Origin of the sequence: Collinsella ureilytica (genome assembly GCF_019795105.1) — a bacterium.
Lineage (GTDB): Bacteria > Actinomycetota > Coriobacteriia > Coriobacteriales > Coriobacteriaceae > Collinsella > Collinsella ureilytica.
This window is the reverse complement of record NZ_JAIMFO010000006.1, coordinates 36526-56444: the sequence shown is the minus strand read 5'-3', so window position 1 is coordinate 56444 and position 19919 is coordinate 36526. Positions and strand designations below refer to the sequence as shown.

Sequence of the window (19919 nt, the reverse complement as noted above, 5' to 3'; positions counted from 1 at the left end):
GCGACTTCCGTGGATTGCTTTGTGGATGAGGCAGAGTGACTGTGGGTGCGCTCGAGCGATCATGTTTCGTTGGCGTTTTGCACCACGTACCCACGGTAAGACGATTGAGAAATAGCGGATGGTTGAGCATGCAGGTGAGGGATTCATGACACGTTGGCTTATTGAGCGCATCTTAGGTGTTGAGGCTGCAAGTGAGGCTCCTGCTGCTGAGGCACGAACGCGGCTTGGTCAGGTATCGAGCTTGATTTCCATCGGGCTCAACCTCTTGCTCTGCCTTGCAAAGGGTGTGGCGGGTCTTACGGTGGGTTCAGTTGCCATTGTGGCAGATGCCATGAATAACCTCTCAGATGCTTCCAGCAATATTGTGAGCCTCGTTGGCTTTAAGCTGGCGAGTAGACCGGCAGACCGCGAGCATCCGTATGGGCATGGGCGCTTTGAGTATCTTGCTGGTTTGGTTGTGGCCGTGCTGGTGGCTGCGGTGGGCATTGAGCTGATCCGCAGTTCCATTGCTGAGCTGATCGATCCCGTGCCGGTGAGTACGAGCGTCGCTTCAGTACTGGCCTTGGTGTTTTCGATAGTAATCAAGCTTTGGATGGCAGTTTTCAATCGTGCTGCAGGTCTTCGCATTGATTCAGAGCCGCTCATTGCCGCTGCCGTGGATTCTCGAAATGATGTGCTTGCAACGGCGGTTGTACTCGTTTGCACAGGCGTTACAGCTGCAACTGGTCTTGATTTAGATGGCTGGGCTGGCTTGGCTGTTGGTGCCTTTATTTTAGTGAGTGGCTTTGGGCTCGTGCGCGATACGGTCAATCCGCTCTTAGGAGAAGCGCCGTCGCCAAAACAGGTAGCGCGAATCAAGGAACGCATCTTAAGCTATCCCGGTGTGCTTGGAACTCACGATCTTATGGTGCACGACTATGGCCCTGGCAGGCAGTTTGCGAGTGCTCATGTGGAGATGGCGGCAGAGTCAGATCCTCTGGCTACGCATGATTTGATTGACAATATTGAGCAAGACTTCCTCACTGAGGAAGGGCTCATTATGACCTTGCACTACGATCCAATCGTTACCGATGATCCCGGTTTGGACGACTTGCGCAATTGGCTGGCCGCTGAGGTAGAAACCGTACATCCCGGGCTTACGGTTCATGATGTGCGCCGTGTTTTAGGCCCTACGCACACCAATGTTGTCTTTGATTGTGTGCGCCCGGCCGACCTGCTGATGACTGACCGCGAGCTCAAGGCTCGCCTTTCTAAACTGGTGCGTGACCAGTATCCCGATGCCGTTTGCAAAATTACCGTGGATCACTCATACGTGAGTTCTCAGCAATAGTAGAAGCGGGGATATACGGAAGCGCGGGTTTTGAGTCGTGGGGGAGGCGGCGTAAGAACCTGCACAAAGCGTACGCACAACCCATTTTGAGCTTGGGCAAACAAGCGGGGTCGCCAAGGAACGCAAGACCTCTGACCGCTCCCTGCAACCGTGTTGTCTGAGCGTTACAATAGATGTAATGGATGCATGTCGGCTGCGCCCACGCCGGGGCGCTATCGTGCACCAAAAGAGAGGAGAGGGGTACATGGATCGCACGTATAAGTCCATGGATGGCAACGAGGCTGCTGCTTTTGTCTCGTATGCGTTCACCGAGGTGGCGGGAATCTATCCCATTACACCATCGAGTCCCATGGCAGATCACGTGGACCAGTGGTCCGCAAAGGGCATGAAGAATATCTTCGGTACGCCAGTTAACGTGGTAGAGATGCAGTCTGAGGCTGGTGCCGCAGGTACGGTACACGGCTCGCTGGGTTCGGGCGCTCTCACCACAACCTATACGGCCTCCCAAGGCCTGTTGCTCATGATCCCCAATATGTACAAGATCGCTGGCGAGGGTCTGCCTGGCGTATTCCACGTGAGTGCGCGTACGGTAGCTACCCATGCCCTGAACATCTTTGGTGATCACTCAGATGTTATGGCGTGCCGCCAGACCGGCTTTGCCATGCTTGCTGAGGGCAACGTACAAGAGGTCATGGATCTCTCGCCAGTGGCTCACTTGGCCGCTATTGAGGGTCGCGTGCCTTTTGTTAACTTCTTTGATGGCTTCCGCACTTCTCATGAGATTCAAAAGGTTGCTACCTGGGATTACGCTGATCTCAAAGAGATGTGCAATATGGATGCTGTTCAGGCATTCCGCGATCATTCGCTCAATCCCGAGCGCCCGGCTGCCCGTGGTTCGCATGAAGATGGAGACGTGTTCTTCCAGCATCGCGAGGCATGCAATACCTTGTACAACGAGCTTCCCGCAGTTGTTGAGAAGTATATGGCCAAGGTTAATGCCAAGCTGGGAACCGACTATGGTCTCTTTAACTACTATGGAGCTCCCGATGCAGACCGCGTTGTAATCTGCATGGGTTCGTTCTGCGACACCCTTGAGGAAGTCATTGACTACCTGAATGCACATGGCGAAAAGGTTGGCCTGGTAAAGGTTCGCCTGTTCCGTCCCTTCTCTATCAGCCATTTCGTAGATGTGCTTCCTGAGACGGTGAAAAAGATCGCCGTTATGGATCGCACGAAGGAGCCAGGCTCCATTGGCGAGCCGCTCTACCAAGACGTGGTAACGGCTCTGTATGAGACCAACAAGACCGGTATCACTGTTGTGGGCGGCCGTTATGGCTTGGGCTCAAAGGATACCGGCCCGGCATCTGCCTTCGCCATCTTTGAGGAACTTGCCAAGGACAGCCCGGCACGCGAGTTTACTGTGGGCATTGTTGACGACGTGACGCATCTCTCCTTGCCTGAGCAGGCAGATGTTCCCAACACGGCAGCAGAGGGCACGATTGAGTGCAAGTTCTGGGGCCTTGGCGGAGACGGTACCGTGGGTGCCAACAAGAACTCAATCAAGATCATTGGCGACCATACCAACAAGTACGTACAGGCCTACTTCCAGTACGACTCAAAGAAGACCGGCGGTATTACCATCTCGCACCTGCGCTTTGGCGATGCTCCGATTCGTTCGTCTTACTATGTTGCCAAGGCGGACTTTGTGGCCTGCCACAATCCGAGCTATATCATCAAGGGCTTCAAGATGGTTCGCGATGTTAAGCCCGGTGGTGTGTTCTTGGTCAACTGCCAGTGGACGCCCGAAGAGTTCTCACAGCATATGCCGGCAGAAGCCAAGCGCTATGTTGCTCAGAACAATATTACGATCTACCTGATTGATGCCATTGGCTTGGCAGAAAGCGTTGGCATGGGCAAGCGCACCAATACGGTGCTTCAGTCTGCCTTCTTCGCGCTTGCCGGTGTGCTTCCAGAGGCGGACGCCATTCAGTATATGAAGGACGCCGCCACTAAGTCGTATGCCAAGAAGGGTCAGGCCATCGTTGAGGCTAACCACAAGGCAATTGACGCAGGCGCTACGGCCTTCAAGAAGTTTGAAGTGCCTGAGTCGTGGCTTGAGGGCAAAGACGTTGAGACCGAGCGCGATGCAGCTGAGGATACTTCTGAGCTTACCGATGAGGCTCGTGCAGCCATCGTGAAGCAGGTGCGCGAGATTATGGAGCCTATCTCTCGTATGGAGGGAGACTCCCTGCCCGTATCTGCCTTCATGGGGCACGAAGATGGTCAGTTTGTCCTCGGCGCTTCTGCCTTTGAGAAGCGTGGCGTAGCTGTACAGGTTCCGCATTGGGATGAGTCGAAGTGCATCCAGTGCAACCAGTGCGCTTATGTTTGCCCGCACGCATCTATTCGTCCTTTTGCCTTAACTGACGAAGAGGTAGCGGCTGCTCCGGAGAATCTCCGTACGATCGATGTGCGCAACCCCAAGGGCAAGGGCATGAAGCTCACGATCTCCGTTTCACCGCTCGATTGCATGGGCTGCACGAACTGCGCCAAGGTCTGCCCGAAGGATGCCTTGAGCATGGTGCCCATTGATGATGAACTCGACCAGCAAGAGGTCTTTAACTACTGCGTGGCAAATGTGGCAGAAAAGCCAGCTCTCATTAATAACACGCTGGTAGGAACCCAGTTCAAGAAGCCGTTGCTTGAGTTCTCTGGCTCCTGCGCTGGCTGTGCCGAGACGGCCTATGCCCGCCTTATCACGCAGGTTTCCGGCGAGCGCATGTTCATCTCCAATGCAACCGGCTGCTCCTCCATTTGGGGCAACCCCGCAGCTCGCTGCCCGTTCACTACTGATGCAAATGGTCATGGTCCGGCATGGAATAACTCCTTGTTTGAGGACAATGCCGAGCACGGTTTGGGTCTGGCCTTAGGTTATGAGGCAGTGCAAAACAAGCTGGTTGCAGCAGCACAAGAGATGCTCACCTGCGATAAGGCAACGGATGAGCTCAAGGCCGCTGCACAAGCGTGGCTCGATGCTCGAGGCGACGTTGAGGCAAGTAAGGCAGCTGCTGAAACGCTGATTGAGGCCTGCAAGGGTTCTGAGTGCGAGCGTGCAGCAGAGATCTTGGCCGATAGGGCATATCTCACCAAGAAGTCCTTCTGGATCCTTGGTGGCGACGGCTGGGCATACGATATTGGCTTTGGCGGACTGGATCACGTCTTGGCATCTGGCCATAACGTCAACGTCTTTGTCTTTGACACTGAGGTCTATTCCAACACGGGTGGTCAGGCATCGAAGGCATCCAACTTGGGTCAGGTTGCTCAGTTCTCCGCTGCTGGTAAGAGCACGAAGAAGAAGAGCTTGGCCGAGATTGCCATGAGCTATGGCTATGTGTATGTGGCTCAAGTTGCTATGGGTGCCAACCCCATTCAGACGCTCAAGGCCATCACTGAGGCCGAGAACTATCCTGGCCCTTCACTCATCATTGGCTACAGCCCCTGCGAGATGCACTCCATCAAGAAGGGTGGCATGCAAAACTGCCAGGCCGAGATGAAGAAGGCTGTTGAGTGCGGTTACTGGAACCTCTTCCGCTTTAACCCTGAGGCACCTGCAGGTAAGAAGTTTGCTCTTGACTCTAAGGAGCCAGCTGGCGGGTATCAGGAGTTCTTAATGAACGAGGCTCGGTATGCAAGCTTGACACGATTCTTCCCAGAGCGTGCTGAGGAGCTGTTTGCCGAAAGCGAGCAGGCGGCTATGGAGCGCTATCAGCATCTGGTGAAGCTGAAGGCTCTTTACAACGAGGCGTAAGCCTGCCTGAGGCAACGTTGAGCTCGGAGCTTTACAGCTGAGCTTGAGGCGGGGTCTCCTTTGAATGTATCTTTCGAGGTGCTTCAGGGAGGCTCCGCCCCTTTTGTGCGTGCGGAAACGTGTGGGCTGTTCGATTTTGCAGAGACCTACGATGACGACAGTGGTCTTGCCTTGTTTAAGAACAAATGGGGTGCCAAAACGGTTGCATATTCGGGGGGCTTTGAAAAAGTAATCAGCCATCCTGCGGGTGATGTGTTCAGGTGGCTCATGAACCGCCGAGAGCGATTTACACAATAGTGGGTTTCTGCTTGGTTGCTCATCTGCATGCGAAGGATTAGCGGTTTCAACGTTAAGATGTCTGTTCGAGCCAGATGGCACGGTTGCGCATCTCCTAAAATACAAGCACGTCTTGTTGAAAGGATTCTTTTATGGCATCTGAGCGGCCGCGTAGCCATTCACTCCGATTCCATCTTGCGCTTATAGCTTCTAAGGTCACAGCTTCTGCATTGCGGATGCTTGGTCGTACGGGTGAGCAGCTTCCGGGCGCAATTGCAGGAGCGATTGATCCACAGTTTTTAGCGCATATAGGCAAGCCTGAGCACTGCGTTATTGTTTCTGGAACTAACGGAAAGACGACAACAACAAATCTTTTATGCGACTTGCTCGCGTTTAATAAGATTGATGTAATCACCAACCGTTCTGGCGCTAACTGTGTCGGCGGCTTTGAAAGCATCTTCTTAAAGCATGCAAATCTTTCTGGTCATGCTCGGCGCAAACTTGCCGTCATGGAGCTCGATGAGCTTTCGTTTCGCACGGTTATGCCGCATATGGACCCTGAGATGGTTATTGTTACCAATCTCTATGGCGATACGTTTACGCGGAGCGCCGATCCGGCCTATGTGTTTAGCGTCATGGATGCTCATCTTCCAGCAAGCTCAAAGCTTGTACTGAATGGCGATGACCTGTTGAGCTGCCGTCTTGGAGCTCAGCGCTCGTCGGATCGCGTATTTTTTTCTATTGCTCGATTGCCAGAAGATACAGGAGAGCCTCAGGGCATTGTATCTGACATGACCGTATGCCCAGAGTGCGGCGGAAGTCTTGAATACGAGTACTGCCATCTGCGGCATCTGGGAAAGGTGCACTGCACGCACTGCGGTCTTACTAACCCGTTGCCAGACTATGAGATTGTGTCGGTTGATCGTGAGCGTCAGACCTTTGTTGTGGCGGAGCACAAGGATCGGGAGCCGCGCACGTATGAGTACCGCTATGGCTCATATTCTGTGGCCACCCTCTATAACGTGTTGGCAGTGATCTCTGCAGCCCGAGAGATGGGGCTCGCACCCGATCAGATTGCTCGGGCGCTTGATGGGGGCGTTACTATCACTGAGCGTCGCCTTTTTGAGCGCGAGGCGCATGGAAAACGCGTTGCCTGCGTAGCGGCTAAGGGCGAGAATGCAACGGCAAATTCAGTTGCCTATGACATAGTGCGCAAAGGAGCTGGCAACAAAGCCGTCGTCATTGTTATTCATGACTCGCATATGGCAGAAGTTCCAGAAGACACTGAATTTACCGGTTGGTACTATCAGGCAGATTTTGAGTACCTCGCTGATCCAAGTATCAAGCAGGTTATCAACTTAGGTACGACGTCGGAAGATGTTGCGCTTCGTCTGGCTTTAGCAGGTGTCGATCGCTCCATTACGCATATAGCCTCTAGTCCAGAGGAGGTAGTCGAGGTCGTTGATTTCGACCTCGTGGATACCGTCTACATTGCACACTGTGTGACCAATGTCGAAGTTGCCCACCAGATGACAGACCAGCTGATTGCTAAGGTTGAAGGAGCTTTCCATGAATAGCGCTAATCAACCAATTATTGAGGTGTTATACCCTCGCTTCGGATGCCAGGCAGGAGATAATGGCAACGTGATGTATCTGAAGGCGTGCTTGCCAGAAGCTCGTTTTATTGAGACACATGCAGGAAGCCGACCTTATTTTGCTGATGCGCGTCCAGACCTCATTGTTATGGGGAGTATGTCGGAGCTTTGCCAGGAAATTGCCATTACGGAGCTCAAGGCCTATCGCGATCGCCTTATTGCTTTGATCGAGGCAGATGTTCCAATGCTTTTTACCGGAACTGCTGGTGAGGTGTTGGCTCAAACAATTGTGCAGCCGAATGGTGCGCGCATTGATGGCCTCGGTATTCTCGATGCAGTTGTAAGGCGTTGCGCGCCTGAGCGCTTCTTTGACGTGAACCTCTGCAGGTTTGTGCCATCTGAAGATGAGGCTCCCTGCACGGTTGTTGGCTATAAGGTACAGTTCACGCAAATTGAGGGAAACAATCAAACGTCCTTTTTTGGACGCAATGAAGTTGGCTTTGGACTGAGAAAGGGCATGTCGTTGGAGGGATTCCGGCATCACAACTTGCTGGTGACCTCTATGCTCGGCCCTCTGCTCCCCATCAATCCCGATTTCACCGCATGGTTGCTGCGCCTTGTTACGGGAGCCCCGGTCGAGTTGGCGTTTGAGGATTTATCACGCGCTGCTTGGGAACGCAGGATCCAAGAGTTTAAAATCCCGGGCGTAGGAATACACATCTAGGAGCGTGTCAGCATGATGCGCGCTTACCGTTGGTGAAGGTAGCAGATATGTCGGGAAACAAGCGGCTCTCGCTGCCACATATAATCGCGTCGGTTATCTGCGTCGTCTTCACCATTGAGGGCGTATCTCCTATGGCCGCGATTGGCAACGCCCAGCTCTTTTGGTGGTTGGTACTGATTCCAACCTTTTTGTTGCCCTATGGCATGGCTGTTTCTGAGCTGGGAACGGCCTACCCGCATGAGGGAGGCATTTACCATTGGGTGCGCCGAGCCTTTGGCAAGAGCTGGGGAGCGCGCACAGCTTACTATTACTGGGTGAACTATCCTGTTTGGATCTCCTCGCTGTCCCTGCTTTTCCCAGCAGTCATTCGTTCAATTTTTGGGGTTAATCTCGACTTTGGAACAAGCCTCTTCATCGAGCTAGGTTTTGTATGGGCAGTGGTGATTGCCGGTTTCATGCCGCTTTCTGAATCAAAGGGTTTGCTCACAGTTGGCACGGTCGTCAAGGTGGGGATCTCGCTGCTCACCGGAGTGATGGGGATCGGTTTCGCGCTCAAACACGGCTTTGCAATTCAGCCGACCCTTCAGAGTTTCTTGCCTGATCCTGCTCGTGGAGGAAGCGCGCTCGGCTATCTTTCTGTCATCTTATTTAACTTCATGGGCTTTGAGGTAATCTGCAGCTTTTCAGACTCGATGGCAAAGCCAAAGCGCGATATACCGCGAGCGATTCTGGTAGGAGGCCTTGCTGTTGCGGGCGTTTGTGTTTTGAGTTCCTTTGGCATTACGGCTGTGACTCCTCCCGAGGCGATTGCTGAAGATCTGGGGCTCATCAATGCGGTGGGCATTGTTGCTGGTCGCTCCGCGCTGCTCACGCGTGTCGTGGCTATTGGATTTTTGGCTACGGTTTTTGCAGGCATGGCAATCTGGGCGATGGGGGTGTGCCGTATTGCCTGTGAGGCCGCCGAGCAAAAGGACATGCCAGCAATCTTTGGACGGGTCGCAGGGAAAGACCGCATTCCAGTGGGTGCTGCAATCATGAATGGCCTAGTCGCTTCGGCAACCCTGTGCCTGCGTCTCATTCCCATGTTTTCAGACGGAATCTTTTGGATTATCTTTTCGTCAAACGTGATCTTTCTGCTGATGTCTTATATGGCGCTTTTTCCTGCCCTACTGCGCTTGAGAAAGGTCGATCCGAATCGTCCTCGTCCGTACCGCGTTCCGCTCACAGGATGGCCGCTTTATCTCTTGCTTGCCGTGCCAACGATTGAGCTGGTTCTAGTTATTGGCATGACGACCTTGCCGCTGAATGCAGCTGAGGTAAGTCAAAAGCTTCCCATTTTGCTCTGCGTGCTGACCTTTGTTGTGTTAGGCGAGATTATGCGGGTCATATCGTCGAGGCGTTCGTAAGGAGAGCCTGGCTGTTTCTATGCTCATGCTCGCGAATATTTCATTTCATTTTTCAAACGTTTTGCATATTATGAGGAAATGAGGCGGATGCTCTTGTCATGGCTGCATGTCTTCACAGCGAGATAGATAGTGAGTAAAGGAAGGGATCAGGGCGTTATTTTCACGCTCACCTCTGATTTTAGACCGTTTGCCTAGTCGCTCAGATCCCTCATTTCCAGAAAGATATGGGCGGAGTATATTGCATAAAAACAGCCACTTGGTGAATAATAAGTTGGCACGTTACAAAGAAAGGGGATCGTATGACGAAGCCCATGGGAAAACCAGATCGCATTGTTGTTGCTCTTGGCGGCAACGCGTTAGGCAATACGCCAGAGGAGCAAATTGAGAAGGTGGGTGCCACCGCACATGCCCTTCTCGGCCTCATTGAGCAGGGTAATGAGATCATCATTACGCATGGTAATGGCCCTCAGGTTGGCATGATTCAAAATGCTTTTGCTGAGGCACACGAAACCATTGGAACGCCTCTCATGGATCTGCCTGAGTGCGGAGCGATGAGCCAGGGCTATATTGGCTATCACCTCCAGCAAGGCATTGGCCGCGAGATGCATCGTCGCTATAAGCGCTGGCATGCGGCTACCGTGATTACCCAGATTGAGTGCGATCCTGAAGATCCCGCCTTCTCAGATCCCACGAAGCCCATCGGCCCGTTCTATTCCGAGGAGCAGGCACGCGAGATTATGGCCTCAAATCCCGAGATGGTATTTACCGAGGATTCGGGTCGCGGTTGGCGTCGTGTTGTTGCAAGTCCTGAGCCCAAAAAGATCGTTGAGGTTGCATCGATCTTAAACTTGCTCGATAACGAATTTATTGTTATCGCTTGCGGCGGTGGCGGCATTCCGGTTGTTCGTGATTACGAGAATAAGGGCTGCTACAGAGGCATTGCTGCCGTTATCGATAAAGATATGGGTGGCGAGCTGTTAGCCGAGGATTGCGAAGCAGACGTCTTGTTCTTGTTAACCGCCGTTGAGCATGTTGCCATCAATTTTGGCACACCTGACCAGGTTGACTTGGAAGAGCTGACGGCCGATGAGGCTGAGCGCTTGGCTGATGAGGGTCATTTTGGCAAGGGTTCCATGGAGCCAAAGGTGCGTGCTGCGGTGAAGTTTGCGCGCTCCCGTAAGGGCCGTACCTGCATTATTGGTGCTTTGGATAAGGCCTCCGAGACCATGGCCGGCCTTTCTGGTACCCGCATCATTGGGTAGGCTCTGCTACGGGTTGGGTGCCGAGAACGATTGAGTGTCACACGTAACTGCGCTCTAGGCGCGATGCGTGATTGAGCTACTTTTGCGCAGCATTTGCACCCAAAAGGTGTCTGCGTGAGGTATAAGCGAGTTCGCTGGTTTTTGCCACCTGCCAGCGGACTCGCTTTTTGCCCTGCAGCTCGGTTTGTTGAATACGCCCCGCACGATTTTTGTCGCGAGTGAGCGCGCTGGTACTGATTGGCGCTCCAGTTCGCCCGTCCAGCCCCTGAGTGTAGTCGGCATATTCTCAACGCTCGGCTACCGATTGGCGCTTGAGCTCATCCCACGATCAGGAGCAGACCTGCCGCTCGTTAGTAGGCTCGTCAGAAGGAGCCGCTTGTTCATCAGGGGCGAGCCTGCAGCCTGAGTAATCGAGGCGTTGTGTGAGATCGGTTAGGTCTCCACCTTCAATGAAGCGCTGAACAGCATCTTGATAGGCTGCAAGAGCACGATCAAAAACAGCCGGGAAGCTCTCACGTGATGCTTGGTGGGTAAAGGGGTTCTCCCATAGGTACTCATCCAAGTTCCCTGCACGCCGAGGAACCTTAGTTGTTACTCGGTGAGCCAAACCGCCCAACAGTGAGAAGCCAGCTACGCGCCGCTCAAGGGCGGCAAGCGTTTGGGAGCGTGGGGAGCCTGCTGGTTCAATCAGGCGGTAGATCAGGTTCATATCCGCCACAGCGCCCCCGTATTGGCTGGCATTCACATCGAGTCCATACACCTTGGTGGCGATATAGCTCATGAGCACGCCGCCAATCTTGTCAACCCGATCACCCGATGTAAGCAGGCTCGCGGGAGGCAAGTTTTCTGTAGTGGCACCTGAGCGCTTGCGTTGCAGCATCAACACATCAAGATCGCTTTCAATAATGGCATGGATTTGGTTACCAGCTGCAGCAATCTCGGGATCAGCTTCTTGGATGCCCCATTGCTGGGCATACACAAAGGGATGCGCTGTTCGATCCAAAATATAGTGAGAGAGCAGGCCTAAGGCAAAGGCGCGCCCTGTTCCTGCGTCATGCGCTGGTAGTCGGCTGACTCCATCGCGAAGGGTCATAAACTGCTGGGTAATAAACGAGGCATGCATGCGGTGAGCCAAGCTCATGCAGTCTTTGATTTTGAGCGTCCGAAACCGGAAAAAGAAGGGGTCAGGTCCTTGGTTTGCAATAAGAAACGCAGAGCGGTCATCTGCGCTGGCGATGAGCCCTTCAGGGAGTAACGTGATACTTTCTTCGCCAAAGAGGCGGTGAGTAATTAGAGCGGGCATAGGTTCCTCTCAAAAGAGCGAGCAGGAGCTTTTCTAGCGCAGTGCGCTACTCGTCGCTTACAAACATTGCTAGTATACTAGCGCTTGTTGGAGGAGCTGTAATGGATATGTCAGCATCTCTTTAGTGTCCACGTAACAGCTTGATGCGGTGCGCGCACAGATCATCTCTGATATGCCAGCATGCTTTCCGTACTTGCGTGACAGCTGACGCTCAATTTGCGTGACAATTGATGCTCAACGACCAGATCATTTCATGTTCATGGGCTTTCAGAAAGCTTACAGACGTCCCGGGTGTGTCTGTCGTACTATGAGGCGCGACAACAGCGAGGGGGTTTCATGAGATATACAAGGCTCGAGCGCAACTGGGTTATGTACGATGTTGGCAACTCGGCGCTCGTACTTTTGAGCACATCGGTTGTGCCGATCTACTTTAATGCCATCAATACCGGAGCGTCTTCTGCAGAGTTGGTTACGGCTTGGGCAAATGCGCAAACCATAGCTTCGCTGGTAGTGGCTCTGCTCATGCCCATTTTGGGTTCAATTGCAGATTTTGCTGGCAACAAAATCAAGTTCTTTATCGGCTCGTTTTTTACCGGCTTGGTGCTTTGCTTTGCTCAGGCGCTGCCCATGGGAGCGCTGCCGTTTTTGGTGATCTATGTGCTTTGCACCATTGGCCTGAACTCGTCGATGACGTTTTATGACGCCATGCTTTGCGACATCACTGATGATGAGCGTATGGATGCGGTATCCAGTTCAGGCTATGCTTGGGGCTATGTGGGCTCCACCATTCCTTTCATGCTCTGCTTGGCACTCATCTTCTTAGGGCCTTCACTTTTGGGACTTGAGACCTTGGTTTGCACACGGCTCTCGTTTGTGATCACGGGCATATGGTGGCTTGCCTTTACGCTGCCGCTCATCCGCACCTATCGTCAGCGCTACGCTAAAGAGCGTCGTCCCAATCAGACCGCTGCCTCAATTGTTGCTGAGACATTTGTGGGACTTAAGGGCACCGTGCGTGCGATCCTTTCAAACCGCGCGCTCTTGGTCTTTATGATCGCGTTTTTCTTCTATATCGATGGCGTTCATACCGTCATTGCTATGGCCACAAGCTATGGCTCGGCCTTAGGGATCGATTCGAGTCAGCTCATTTTGGCGCTTCTGGTAACGCAGTTCGTGGCCTTCCCGTCTGCCATTATCTATGGGCGTCTTGCTGGCCGGGTAGGCACGCTCAAAATGATCACCATTGCCGTCCTTGCGTATGTGGGTATTGTTACCTTTGCCGCATTTTTCCTGCAAAGCGCTGTGGAGTTTTGGATCCTTGCGATCCTGGTTGGCCTGTTCCAAGGCGGCGTTCAGGCGCTTTCTCGCAGCTACTTTGGGCGGCTGATTCCAAAGGATCGGGCAAACGAATATTACGGCTTTTTTGATATCTTTGGGCGCTATGCATCGGTCATGGGCACTCTGCTAGTATCGGTCGTGACGTCGCTCACGCACGATCCTTCTTTAGGAGTGCTTTCCATCGGGATCCTGCTCATGTTGGGCTTCGTCATGCTAGTAAAGCTCTCCCGCATGCCGGGCGCGGCCGTCTAGGTTCGTGCGCCGACACCACCAAGGTCTGCTTGCTTGACAGGTGCCGCTCTTGGCGCGTCTAAGCGGCTCGGGGGTTTTGCCAGCAGCGTGCAAGCCCCGAGTGAGAGGTGGATGAGTATGGCTTCAGCACAGATCTTTGATGCTCGATTCATTACGCGCGTGGGCACGGTTGCCGCGCTGTATGCAGCAGCGAGCCTGGTGACCCTGCTGTTTATGGGAAGCCTTGCTTGGGGGCCGGTGCAGTTCCGCATCTCTGAGGCGCTCTGTGCCCTCGCCTTGCTCACCCCGGCTGCCATACCGGGTCTCACGCTGGGCTGCGTCATTGCAAATGTGGCAAACATTGTGCTCTCAGGAACAGGAGCACTGGGTCTGCTCGATGTGATCTTTGGATCGTTTGCCACCTTCGTAGGTGCCACCATTACTTGGAAGCTCCGCCGTCACCCTGTTGTAGCACTGATGGGCCCGGTGCTTGCAAACGCTCTGATTGTGCCTGCGTACCTTCCGCTTCTCTTGCAAGGAATTGGCTTTTATACCATTCCCTTTACAGGCATTTCTCTGGATGGCGCGTGGGTGCCGATGTACCTCTTTGGGCTTGTCACCACAGGCATTGGCGAAGCGGTTATTATGTACGTGTTGGGCTTACCGCTCGTTCGTGCACTTTCGCGGACTGCCTTTAAGGAGGCGGAATCAGCCAACAGCTAATGGGGGATGTTGAGGCAGCAAGGAAGGGGGCTGGGCGATGAGACCCATGGTCGTGATCCCGTCCTATTGGTCGGGAGGAGCTACCTTCTCAGGTGCCCCCGCTGCCTATGACCACACCACCCCTGTTGATTCAGAAGCCCCTGAGCTTGATCGTTGCTTAACCTCGCTTGAGCAGGTGCGCGACTTGCCTCTTGTGGTTATCTTGGTTGTTTGTCCGCCTGCCCAAGCAGAGCCGGTAGTTGAGCGCGTGAGAGGTATCGCAGCGGCTCATCCAAAGATTAAGACACTCATTATTGAGCAGGAGCTTGCAACCCAAATTGGTTCGCGCGTAGCTGAGTTGGCTCCTCATGCCTCAGGAGAGGGTATTTCGCTTCGAGGCTATGGAGCGATTCGCAATATGGGGCTTGCGGTGGCAAGCATTCTTGGCCATGATGTCGTCGTTTTTTTGGATGACGATGAGCTGGTGATCGGCCCTGATTTTATGGACAAGGCGCTGTATGCCTTAAATCAGCAGAACCGTCAGCGCTTGCCCATCATCGCCAAAACTGGCTTTTTCTTTGATGAAGGGGGTTCTCCGCTGGCAGATACCGCCAAGGCAGGGCCTACGCGCCGGTGGTGGACCAAGCGCATTGAGTTCAATCGATGGATGCGCCAAGCGTTATCGGGGACACGGATCTCACGATCAAATTCGGTGTGCGGTGGCTGCATGGCGCTCTCTGCTCGTGCCTTTATGCGGGTATCTTTCGACCCGTTTATTACTCGTGGAGAAGACCTCGACTATCTTTTTAACCTCAAGCTGTTTGGCTATGAGATGTGGTTCGATAATCAGTGGGCTGTGCGTCACCTGCCTCCTCCTACTGCCGATCGTGCTGGTCGCTTTATGCAAGACGTATACCGGTGGTATTACGAGCGCGAAAAGCTTGCCTTTGCAGCTCGCCTCAAGCAATACAATCAGGTAACTCCAGCGGCGCTCATGCCCTATCCAGGACCTTGGCTCACCGATCAGCTCGATGAGCGCGTGAAAAAAACCGCATTAATTCGTGCCCTGCTTACGCGTGAGCGGAGGACATACTGGCGCATCTGGCGGGAGGGTCGTGAGGAGGCATTGCGCTATGCTCGCGAGAGCGCCCATCGGTACCTGCAGTTTCAAAGTTTCTGGCCAAGTATTATGAATGGGCTCTGGTGCGATCCTGTCCTGATGGCTGTATTGGAGCGCTCATGAGTCGTGACGCCTGGGATATGCATGGTGCCCTTACGGAGGGGGCACAAACGGTACGGGTGCTTCGTGGCGTCTGCCTGTCCTGCGCCGTTTTGCTCTGCGCCTATCTTGCGTATGCCTTCACGCACCATCTTGATCCGGTGAGCACCATAGTTGTTTGCTTCTTGCTGGTAGTTTTTTTGGCGGTCTTTACCTACCTCATGCTGAGCTCAGACCCTCTGCGCTCGCAATATACCGAGCGATCCTTATCGATTGCCTCAGACATGCTTGAAGATATACGTGACGGACTCACTCGTGAGGGAGCTATGGCGGTATGCCGGCGGCTGCTCTCAGAAACTCGTGCAATGACGGTGGCTGTTACCGATACCGAGTCCGTGCTTGCGTGCGCGGGCGACTTGGCTGACGATTTTCCTCCAGGATCGATGATTCACACACCGGCAACTCACTATGCCATTGAGCATGGGCTTGCCCAGTCCTTCACACGCGGTATATATCGCTCGCCAGCAACAGGGGAGGAGCGCGAAATTCCGGCAGGCATTGTGGCACCGCTCAGAGTGCGCGATACCTCCATTGGTGCCTTAAAGTTTTATTTTCGCAGCCCGCGTGATGTGGATCGCACGCAGTATGCCTTGGCTGCTGGCTATGCTGAGCTCATCTCCACACAGCTTGCTATCCATGAGTTGGAGCGCCAAGAGGAGCTGGTGGCTCGCGCGGAACTGCGTGCCTTGCAGGCTCAAATTAATCCTCATTTCTTGTTCAATACCCTAAACACGATGGCTGCGCTGACGCGCACCGATCCTGCGCGTGCCCGCGAACTCCTGCGTGAGTTTGCTTCGTTTTATCGCTCAACGCTTGAAACCTCAGGCTCGCTGATTCCCGTTGAGCGCGAAATTGCTCAAACCAAACGGTATCTTTTGTTTGAAAAGGCGCGTTTTGGCGATGATCGCATTGTTGATACCTTCGAGATTGATCCGGGTGCGCGTGAGGCTCAAGTTCCGGCGTTTGTGATTCAACCCCTGGTAGAGAATTCTGTTCGCCATGCTATGAGAATGGAGGGGGCACTGCATGTGCGTGTTTCGGTGCATGCAACTGCCGATGATGCCATCGATATTGAAGTGACCGATGATGGTGTGGGCATGGATGAGGCAACGGCGTCGCGTCTCTTTGCTCGTGCCTTAGGGCCGATGGCAGCAGATCAATCCCAAGGTGGTGGCGCTGGTATTGCCATGCATAATATCCACGAGCGGATCAAACGCTTCTATGGTCCGGGTTCGAGCGCCAAGGCAGTTTCGGTTCCAGGATCGGGAACAACAATCGCGCTCCATCTCGATCTGAGGGGCAGTATCTTCTCATAGGGTAGAATGCATAGGTAAGGGCTCGATAGCCCGCGTGTTCACCTGCGTTATCTGAAAGGGTTGCGTATGCTACGTGCGATGATCGTTGATGATGAGGCCCCAGCCCGCTCTGAGCTGCGCTTTTTGCTCGAGCAGACCGGTCAGATCTCTTCGATCTCCGAGGCGGCGAGCGTGCGCGCTGCGATCGAAACGCTCATGAGCGTCCGAGTGGATGTCGTCTTTCTCGATATCTCTATGCCGGGAGCCTCAGGAATTCAGCTTGCCGAGGCCTTGCGCAAGCTCAAGGCTCCACCTGCCGTGGTTTTTGTCACTGCATATAGCGACCATGCGCTTGAGGCCTTCGAGGTCGATGCGGTCGACTATCTTATGAAGCCGGTTGAAGAAGAGCGCCTCTCTCGCGCGATTGAGAAGGTGCTTGCGCGAACGGGTATGACTGCAGAGGTAAAGCAGCCAGCTATTGAGCGGATTCCGGTTGAAAAGGGCGGGCGTAAGGTGCTCGTTCCCGTGGAGCAGATCCGCTATATCATGGCCAAGGACGACTATTCGTGTATCTACACCGAGGATGATCGTTTCTTATCGACGACCTCACTTGCTCAGTTTGAGGCACGGCTTTCAGACTTCGGCTTCTTCCGCGTTCATCGCCGCTATATCGTGAATCTAGGCAATATTGAAGATGTAGAAACCTTGGAATCCGGTGCGATCCAGCTCGGCATTTCTGGCGTTGAAGAGCGCGTACCCGTTTCTCGGCGGCGTGTAGTTCCTTTGAAGAAAGCCTTGAGCCTCTAATGGCGGACACCGATTTTTCGCTCGGCTCTGGTAACGTGCGGCCTAAACGGATCGATATCATCTCTGACACACACGGCTATCTTTCCCGCTCTCTGCTTGAAACCATTGACGGAGCAGATCTGCTGATTCACGCCGGAGATATTACCTCCGAGGCAGACTGGGATCTTTTGAACACCTTGGCTCCCATCAAGGGTGTCTTAGGGAATAACGATTATTGCTACCACTACCATCCTGAGCTGAAGGCTCTCAATCGTTTTACCTACGAGGGGCTAAGCTTTGCGGTTGCTCATTATCGCGAAGATCTACCAGTTGGTTCAGTTGATGTTGCCATTTGTGGACATACGCATCGAGCGCGCGTGGTAGAGCTTGGGCGTTGCACGGTGATCAATCCCGGTTCGGCTTCGTATCCGCGTGGCACGCGAGGAGCAACCATTGCCCGTATGATCGTTGCAGAAGGCACGATTCTTTCCGTAGAGATTATTGATCTTTAAGCATGGTTTGTTATTTTACCTGCGAAAACACACCGTATTCAACTTGTTAAAAAATCGTGCTTGCCCACGCCTAGGCTTCTGTGTATACTAACGCACGCAGCCTAGCTGCCTTGGGGAGTTAGCTCAGTTGGTTAGAGCGCCGGCCTGTCACGTCGGAGGTCGCGGGTTCGAGTCCCGTACTTCCCGCCATTGCATGAAGATGCCCCGTCATTCGACGGGGCTTTTTGCGTTCACAGCTTCTTCATCATCTGCTCGTGTCACGCCGCACTGCGGGAGGGTATAGTGATGTGGCGCGCCTTGTCGGTCAGCTGGAAGGCATGAGGTTTGAGAGTCGGGTATGGGTGGCTCTCATGTTTGCTGTCTGGGAGCTTTGTTTTGTGACAGGCGTATTGGTACCGGGTTTGTTCCGCCAACGTTCAAGGAAGATCATGGACATCTCTCGAAAGACTGATTACGCCATTCGGATGCTATCGATGCTTGTCGATCTCGACGAGTCAGAGGCACTTTCGGTACGGATTGCTGCCGAGCAAGGTGATGTTCCCTATTCGTTTGCGCGATCAATTCAGCATAGCCTTATGCATGCGGGCATCATTGAGAGCCTGCGCGGTGTGCGTGGAGGCATGCGTTTAAAGATTGATGCCTCAACGGTTACGCTTCGCGCGATTGTCGAGGCAGTTCAAGGACCGATTGCGGTCAACCAATGTACGCTGCCAGATGTTACCTGCCCGCGCGAGAAAGGCTGTTGCTATCACCCCGTGTGGGTTGGTGCTCAGATGCTCCTGCGCAACTACCTTGATTCGGTCACGCTGGCGGATGTGGTGCGCGGCCAGCGCAATCCTGCGGTTGATCCCATCTTTACTGATCCTGAGCGGTTTAGCGAGTATACGGGTTGCACGATTAAGCGCCAGTGCGTGTCTTCGGATGGTGAAGCGGACGCGTAAGGCTTGTACCGTGTGCGTGCAGAGACTTTCAGAGCTAAACCGTGATGGAGCGCGGCAAAATGAGTGAGCGTGAGCGTGCAGACGAGCTTTGCAGTATGCGAGGTGTGGGTGGAGCTGATGAGCTTCGGGTCACGTCTGAACATGAGCTCCTCACATCATTTCGTTCCTTCGTTCGCTCTGAAGGAGCCCGTCTCTACCGTGATCTTCCATGGCGCAATACGCGTGATCCCTATGCCGTGTGGATCTCAGAAGTCATGCTTCAACAAACTCAGGTGCCCCGCGTACAAACGCGGTGGGGTGCGTGGCTTGAGCACTTTCCAAGTGTATTTGCACTTGCTGAAGCATCTGCTGCTGAGGTATTGGGCGAGTGGCAAGGACTTGGCTATAACAGGCGTGCATTAGCGCTTAAATCCGCTGCAGAGATCGTCGTTAACGACTACGATGGCGTATTTCCGACAGAGGTACGCTCGCTTACTGCGTTGCCAGGTATCGGTCCTGCGACTGCGCAGGGGATTCGAGCCTTTGCCTTCAATTTGCCGGGAGTCTATCTAGAGACCAATGTACGAGCGGTTTTTCTGCATCATTTGTATCCGGATGCGCCTGCGGTGCCCGACCGTGAGCTCATAGACCCTATTGAGCGTACATGCCCCGGATTAGATGCGCCCTATGCTCAGCCTCAAGACGATACGGATACGCCTCAGGCATGGTACTGGGCCCTGTTGGATTATGGCGCGGAGCTCAAGCGTTTGGTTCCCAATCCGTCGCGTCGCTCACGAAGCTATGCCAAGCAATCGCGTTTTGAGGGCTCCCGGCGTCAGAAGCGTGCGGAGATCGTGCGCATACTCCTTGCGGCGCAAGGTCAGGCTCTCGATTTAGAAACGATTACCGCCAAGCTCAATCAGGTTGAGCTATTGGCTGCGCGGCCACATGTTGGAACTGATCTGGTGCAAGAGATTATGGCCGACCTGTCTGTTGAGGGCTTTTGCGTAGATACCGGGTGTGCTTGGACAATCGCGTAGGCAGGGTTCATAGTAAGCGTGAGCTACCTTTATATTGCACGTGACGCAAGCCTATTTCAGCGTGTAATCGCCTCGTTCATGCGTCGTTCCTGCGCCTAACGAAACATGAGTT

General features: G+C 53.7%; 15 protein-coding genes and 1 tRNA gene. 15 read left to right on the top strand and 1 reads right to left on the bottom strand.

Annotated features, from left to right (window positions below; genetic code table 11):
- The first annotated feature begins 145 nt into the window (after nt 1-145).
- The 6 genes from K6V98_RS04555 (at nt 146) to arcC (ending at nt 10401) form a co-directional block, all read left to right on the top strand.
- Nucleotides 146-1330, top strand: a complete 1185-nt coding sequence (locus K6V98_RS04555; protein ID WP_222199347.1) for a cation diffusion facilitator family transporter — start codon at nt 146-148, stop codon at nt 1328-1330.
- 244 nt (nt 1331-1574) lie between these two features.
- Complete coding sequence (gene nifJ / locus K6V98_RS04550; RefSeq protein ID WP_222199346.1) at nt 1575-5138, top strand: pyruvate:ferredoxin (flavodoxin) oxidoreductase; 3564 nt, start codon at nt 1575-1577, stop codon at nt 5136-5138.
- A 428-nt stretch (nt 5139-5566) separates the two neighbouring features.
- Nucleotides 5567-6991, top strand: coding sequence for a MurT ligase domain-containing protein (locus K6V98_RS04545; RefSeq protein ID WP_222199345.1), 1425 nt, complete (start codon nt 5567-5569; stop codon nt 6989-6991).
- Complete coding sequence (locus K6V98_RS04540) at nt 6984-7733, top strand: glutamine amidotransferase (protein WP_222199344.1); 750 nt, start codon at nt 6984-6986, stop codon at nt 7731-7733. The genes K6V98_RS04545 and K6V98_RS04540 overlap by 8 nt, the downstream gene beginning before the upstream one ends.
- A gap of 47 nt (nt 7734-7780) precedes the next feature.
- Entirely contained in the window at nt 7781-9139 is a 1359-nt protein-coding gene (locus K6V98_RS04535; RefSeq protein ID WP_222199343.1) for an APC family permease, read from the top strand.
- 299 nt (nt 9140-9438) lie between these two features.
- Nucleotides 9439-10401: a carbamate kinase gene (gene arcC / locus K6V98_RS04530; protein ID WP_222199342.1), complete on the top strand. Its 963-nt coding sequence runs from the start codon at nt 9439-9441 to the stop codon at nt 10399-10401.
- 328 nt (nt 10402-10729) lie between these two features.
- Here arcC and K6V98_RS04525 read toward each other — a convergent pair whose 3' ends face one another.
- Nucleotides 10730-11704 carry a zinc dependent phospholipase C family protein gene (locus K6V98_RS04525; protein WP_222199341.1) on the bottom strand — a complete coding sequence of 325 codons (975 nt, stop codon included), beginning with the start codon at nt 11702-11704 and terminating at the stop codon, nt 10730-10732.
- A gap of 336 nt (nt 11705-12040) precedes the next feature.
- On the opposite strand from K6V98_RS04525, the gene K6V98_RS04520 reads away from it, so the two are divergent.
- From K6V98_RS04520 to K6V98_RS04480, 9 genes are all read left to right on the top strand, one after another.
- Nucleotides 12041-13294, top strand: coding sequence for an MFS transporter (locus K6V98_RS04520; protein ID WP_222199340.1), 1254 nt, complete (start codon nt 12041-12043; stop codon nt 13292-13294).
- Nucleotides 13295-13411: 117 nt separating this feature from the next.
- Nucleotides 13412-13996 carry a QueT transporter family protein gene (locus K6V98_RS04515; RefSeq protein ID WP_222199339.1) on the top strand — a complete coding sequence of 195 codons (585 nt, stop codon included), beginning with the start codon at nt 13412-13414 and terminating at the stop codon, nt 13994-13996.
- 37 nt (nt 13997-14033) lie between these two features.
- The gene (locus K6V98_RS04510) at nt 14034-15218 is read left to right on the top strand and encodes a glycosyltransferase (protein WP_222199338.1); all 1185 of its coding nucleotides are present in this window, start codon (nt 14034-14036) and stop codon (nt 15216-15218) included.
- Nucleotides 15215-16570 (top strand): histidine kinase, encoded by a 1356-nt coding sequence (locus K6V98_RS04505; protein ID WP_306792762.1) that lies wholly within the window; start codon nt 15215-15217, stop codon nt 16568-16570. The genes K6V98_RS04510 and K6V98_RS04505 overlap by 4 nt, the downstream gene beginning before the upstream one ends.
- 66 nt (nt 16571-16636) lie before the next feature.
- A complete protein-coding gene (locus K6V98_RS04500) occupies nt 16637-17356 on the top strand; it encodes a LytR/AlgR family response regulator transcription factor (RefSeq protein WP_222199337.1) in 720 nt (239 codons plus the stop codon).
- Entirely contained in the window at nt 17356-17847 is a 492-nt protein-coding gene (locus K6V98_RS04495; protein WP_222199336.1) for a metallophosphoesterase family protein, read from the top strand. Before K6V98_RS04500 ends, K6V98_RS04495 begins: the two co-directional genes overlap by 1 nt.
- Nucleotides 17848-17959: 112 nt before the next feature.
- Nucleotides 17960-18036, top strand: a tRNA-Asp gene (locus tag K6V98_RS04490).
- Nucleotides 18037-18275: 239 nt separating this feature from the next.
- On the top strand, nt 18276-18788 hold the full coding sequence (locus tag K6V98_RS04485) for an RrF2 family transcriptional regulator (RefSeq protein WP_222199335.1): 513 nt from the start codon (nt 18276-18278) through the stop codon (nt 18786-18788).
- Between the two features lie 59 nt (nt 18789-18847).
- Nucleotides 18848-19807: an HhH-GPD family protein gene (locus tag K6V98_RS04480; RefSeq protein ID WP_306792761.1), complete on the top strand. Its 960-nt coding sequence runs from the start codon at nt 18848-18850 to the stop codon at nt 19805-19807.
- Nucleotides 19808-19919 lie beyond the last annotated feature (112 nt).

Bases quoted from the DNA above. Each gene is read 5' to 3' on its own strand.
- K6V98_RS04510 (WP_222199338.1), top strand. From the start codon at position 14,034: ATGAGACCCATGGTCGTGATCCCGTCCTATTGGTCGGGAGGAGCTACC.
- K6V98_RS04485 (WP_222199335.1), top strand. From the start codon at position 18,276: ATGGACATCTCTCGAAAGACTGATTACGCCATTCGGATGCTATCGATG.
- K6V98_RS04545 (WP_222199345.1), top strand. From the start codon at position 5,567: ATGGCATCTGAGCGGCCGCGTAGCCATTCACTCCGATTCCATCTTGCG.
- K6V98_RS04515 (WP_222199339.1), top strand. From the start codon at position 13,412: ATGGCTTCAGCACAGATCTTTGATGCTCGATTCATTACGCGCGTGGGC.
- K6V98_RS04520 (WP_222199340.1), top strand. From the start codon at position 12,041: ATGAGATATACAAGGCTCGAGCGCAACTGGGTTATGTACGATGTTGGC.
- K6V98_RS04495 (WP_222199336.1), top strand. From the start codon at position 17,356: ATGGCGGACACCGATTTTTCGCTCGGCTCTGGTAACGTGCGGCCTAAA.
- arcC (WP_222199342.1), top strand. From the start codon at position 9,439: ATGACGAAGCCCATGGGAAAACCAGATCGCATTGTTGTTGCTCTTGGC.
- K6V98_RS04505 (WP_306792762.1), top strand. From the start codon at position 15,215: ATGAGTCGTGACGCCTGGGATATGCATGGTGCCCTTACGGAGGGGGCA.
- K6V98_RS04525 (WP_222199341.1), bottom strand. From the start codon at position 11,704: ATGCCCGCTCTAATTACTCACCGCCTCTTTGGCGAAGAAAGTATCACG.
- K6V98_RS04540 (WP_222199344.1), top strand. From the start codon at position 6,984: ATGAATAGCGCTAATCAACCAATTATTGAGGTGTTATACCCTCGCTTC.
- K6V98_RS04535 (WP_222199343.1), top strand. From the start codon at position 7,781: ATGTCGGGAAACAAGCGGCTCTCGCTGCCACATATAATCGCGTCGGTT.
- nifJ (WP_222199346.1), top strand. From the start codon at position 1,575: ATGGATCGCACGTATAAGTCCATGGATGGCAACGAGGCTGCTGCTTTT.
- K6V98_RS04555 (WP_222199347.1), top strand. From the start codon at position 146: ATGACACGTTGGCTTATTGAGCGCATCTTAGGTGTTGAGGCTGCAAGT.
- K6V98_RS04500 (WP_222199337.1), top strand. From the start codon at position 16,637: ATGCTACGTGCGATGATCGTTGATGATGAGGCCCCAGCCCGCTCTGAG.
- K6V98_RS04480 (WP_306792761.1), top strand. From the start codon at position 18,848: ATGAGTGAGCGTGAGCGTGCAGACGAGCTTTGCAGTATGCGAGGTGTG.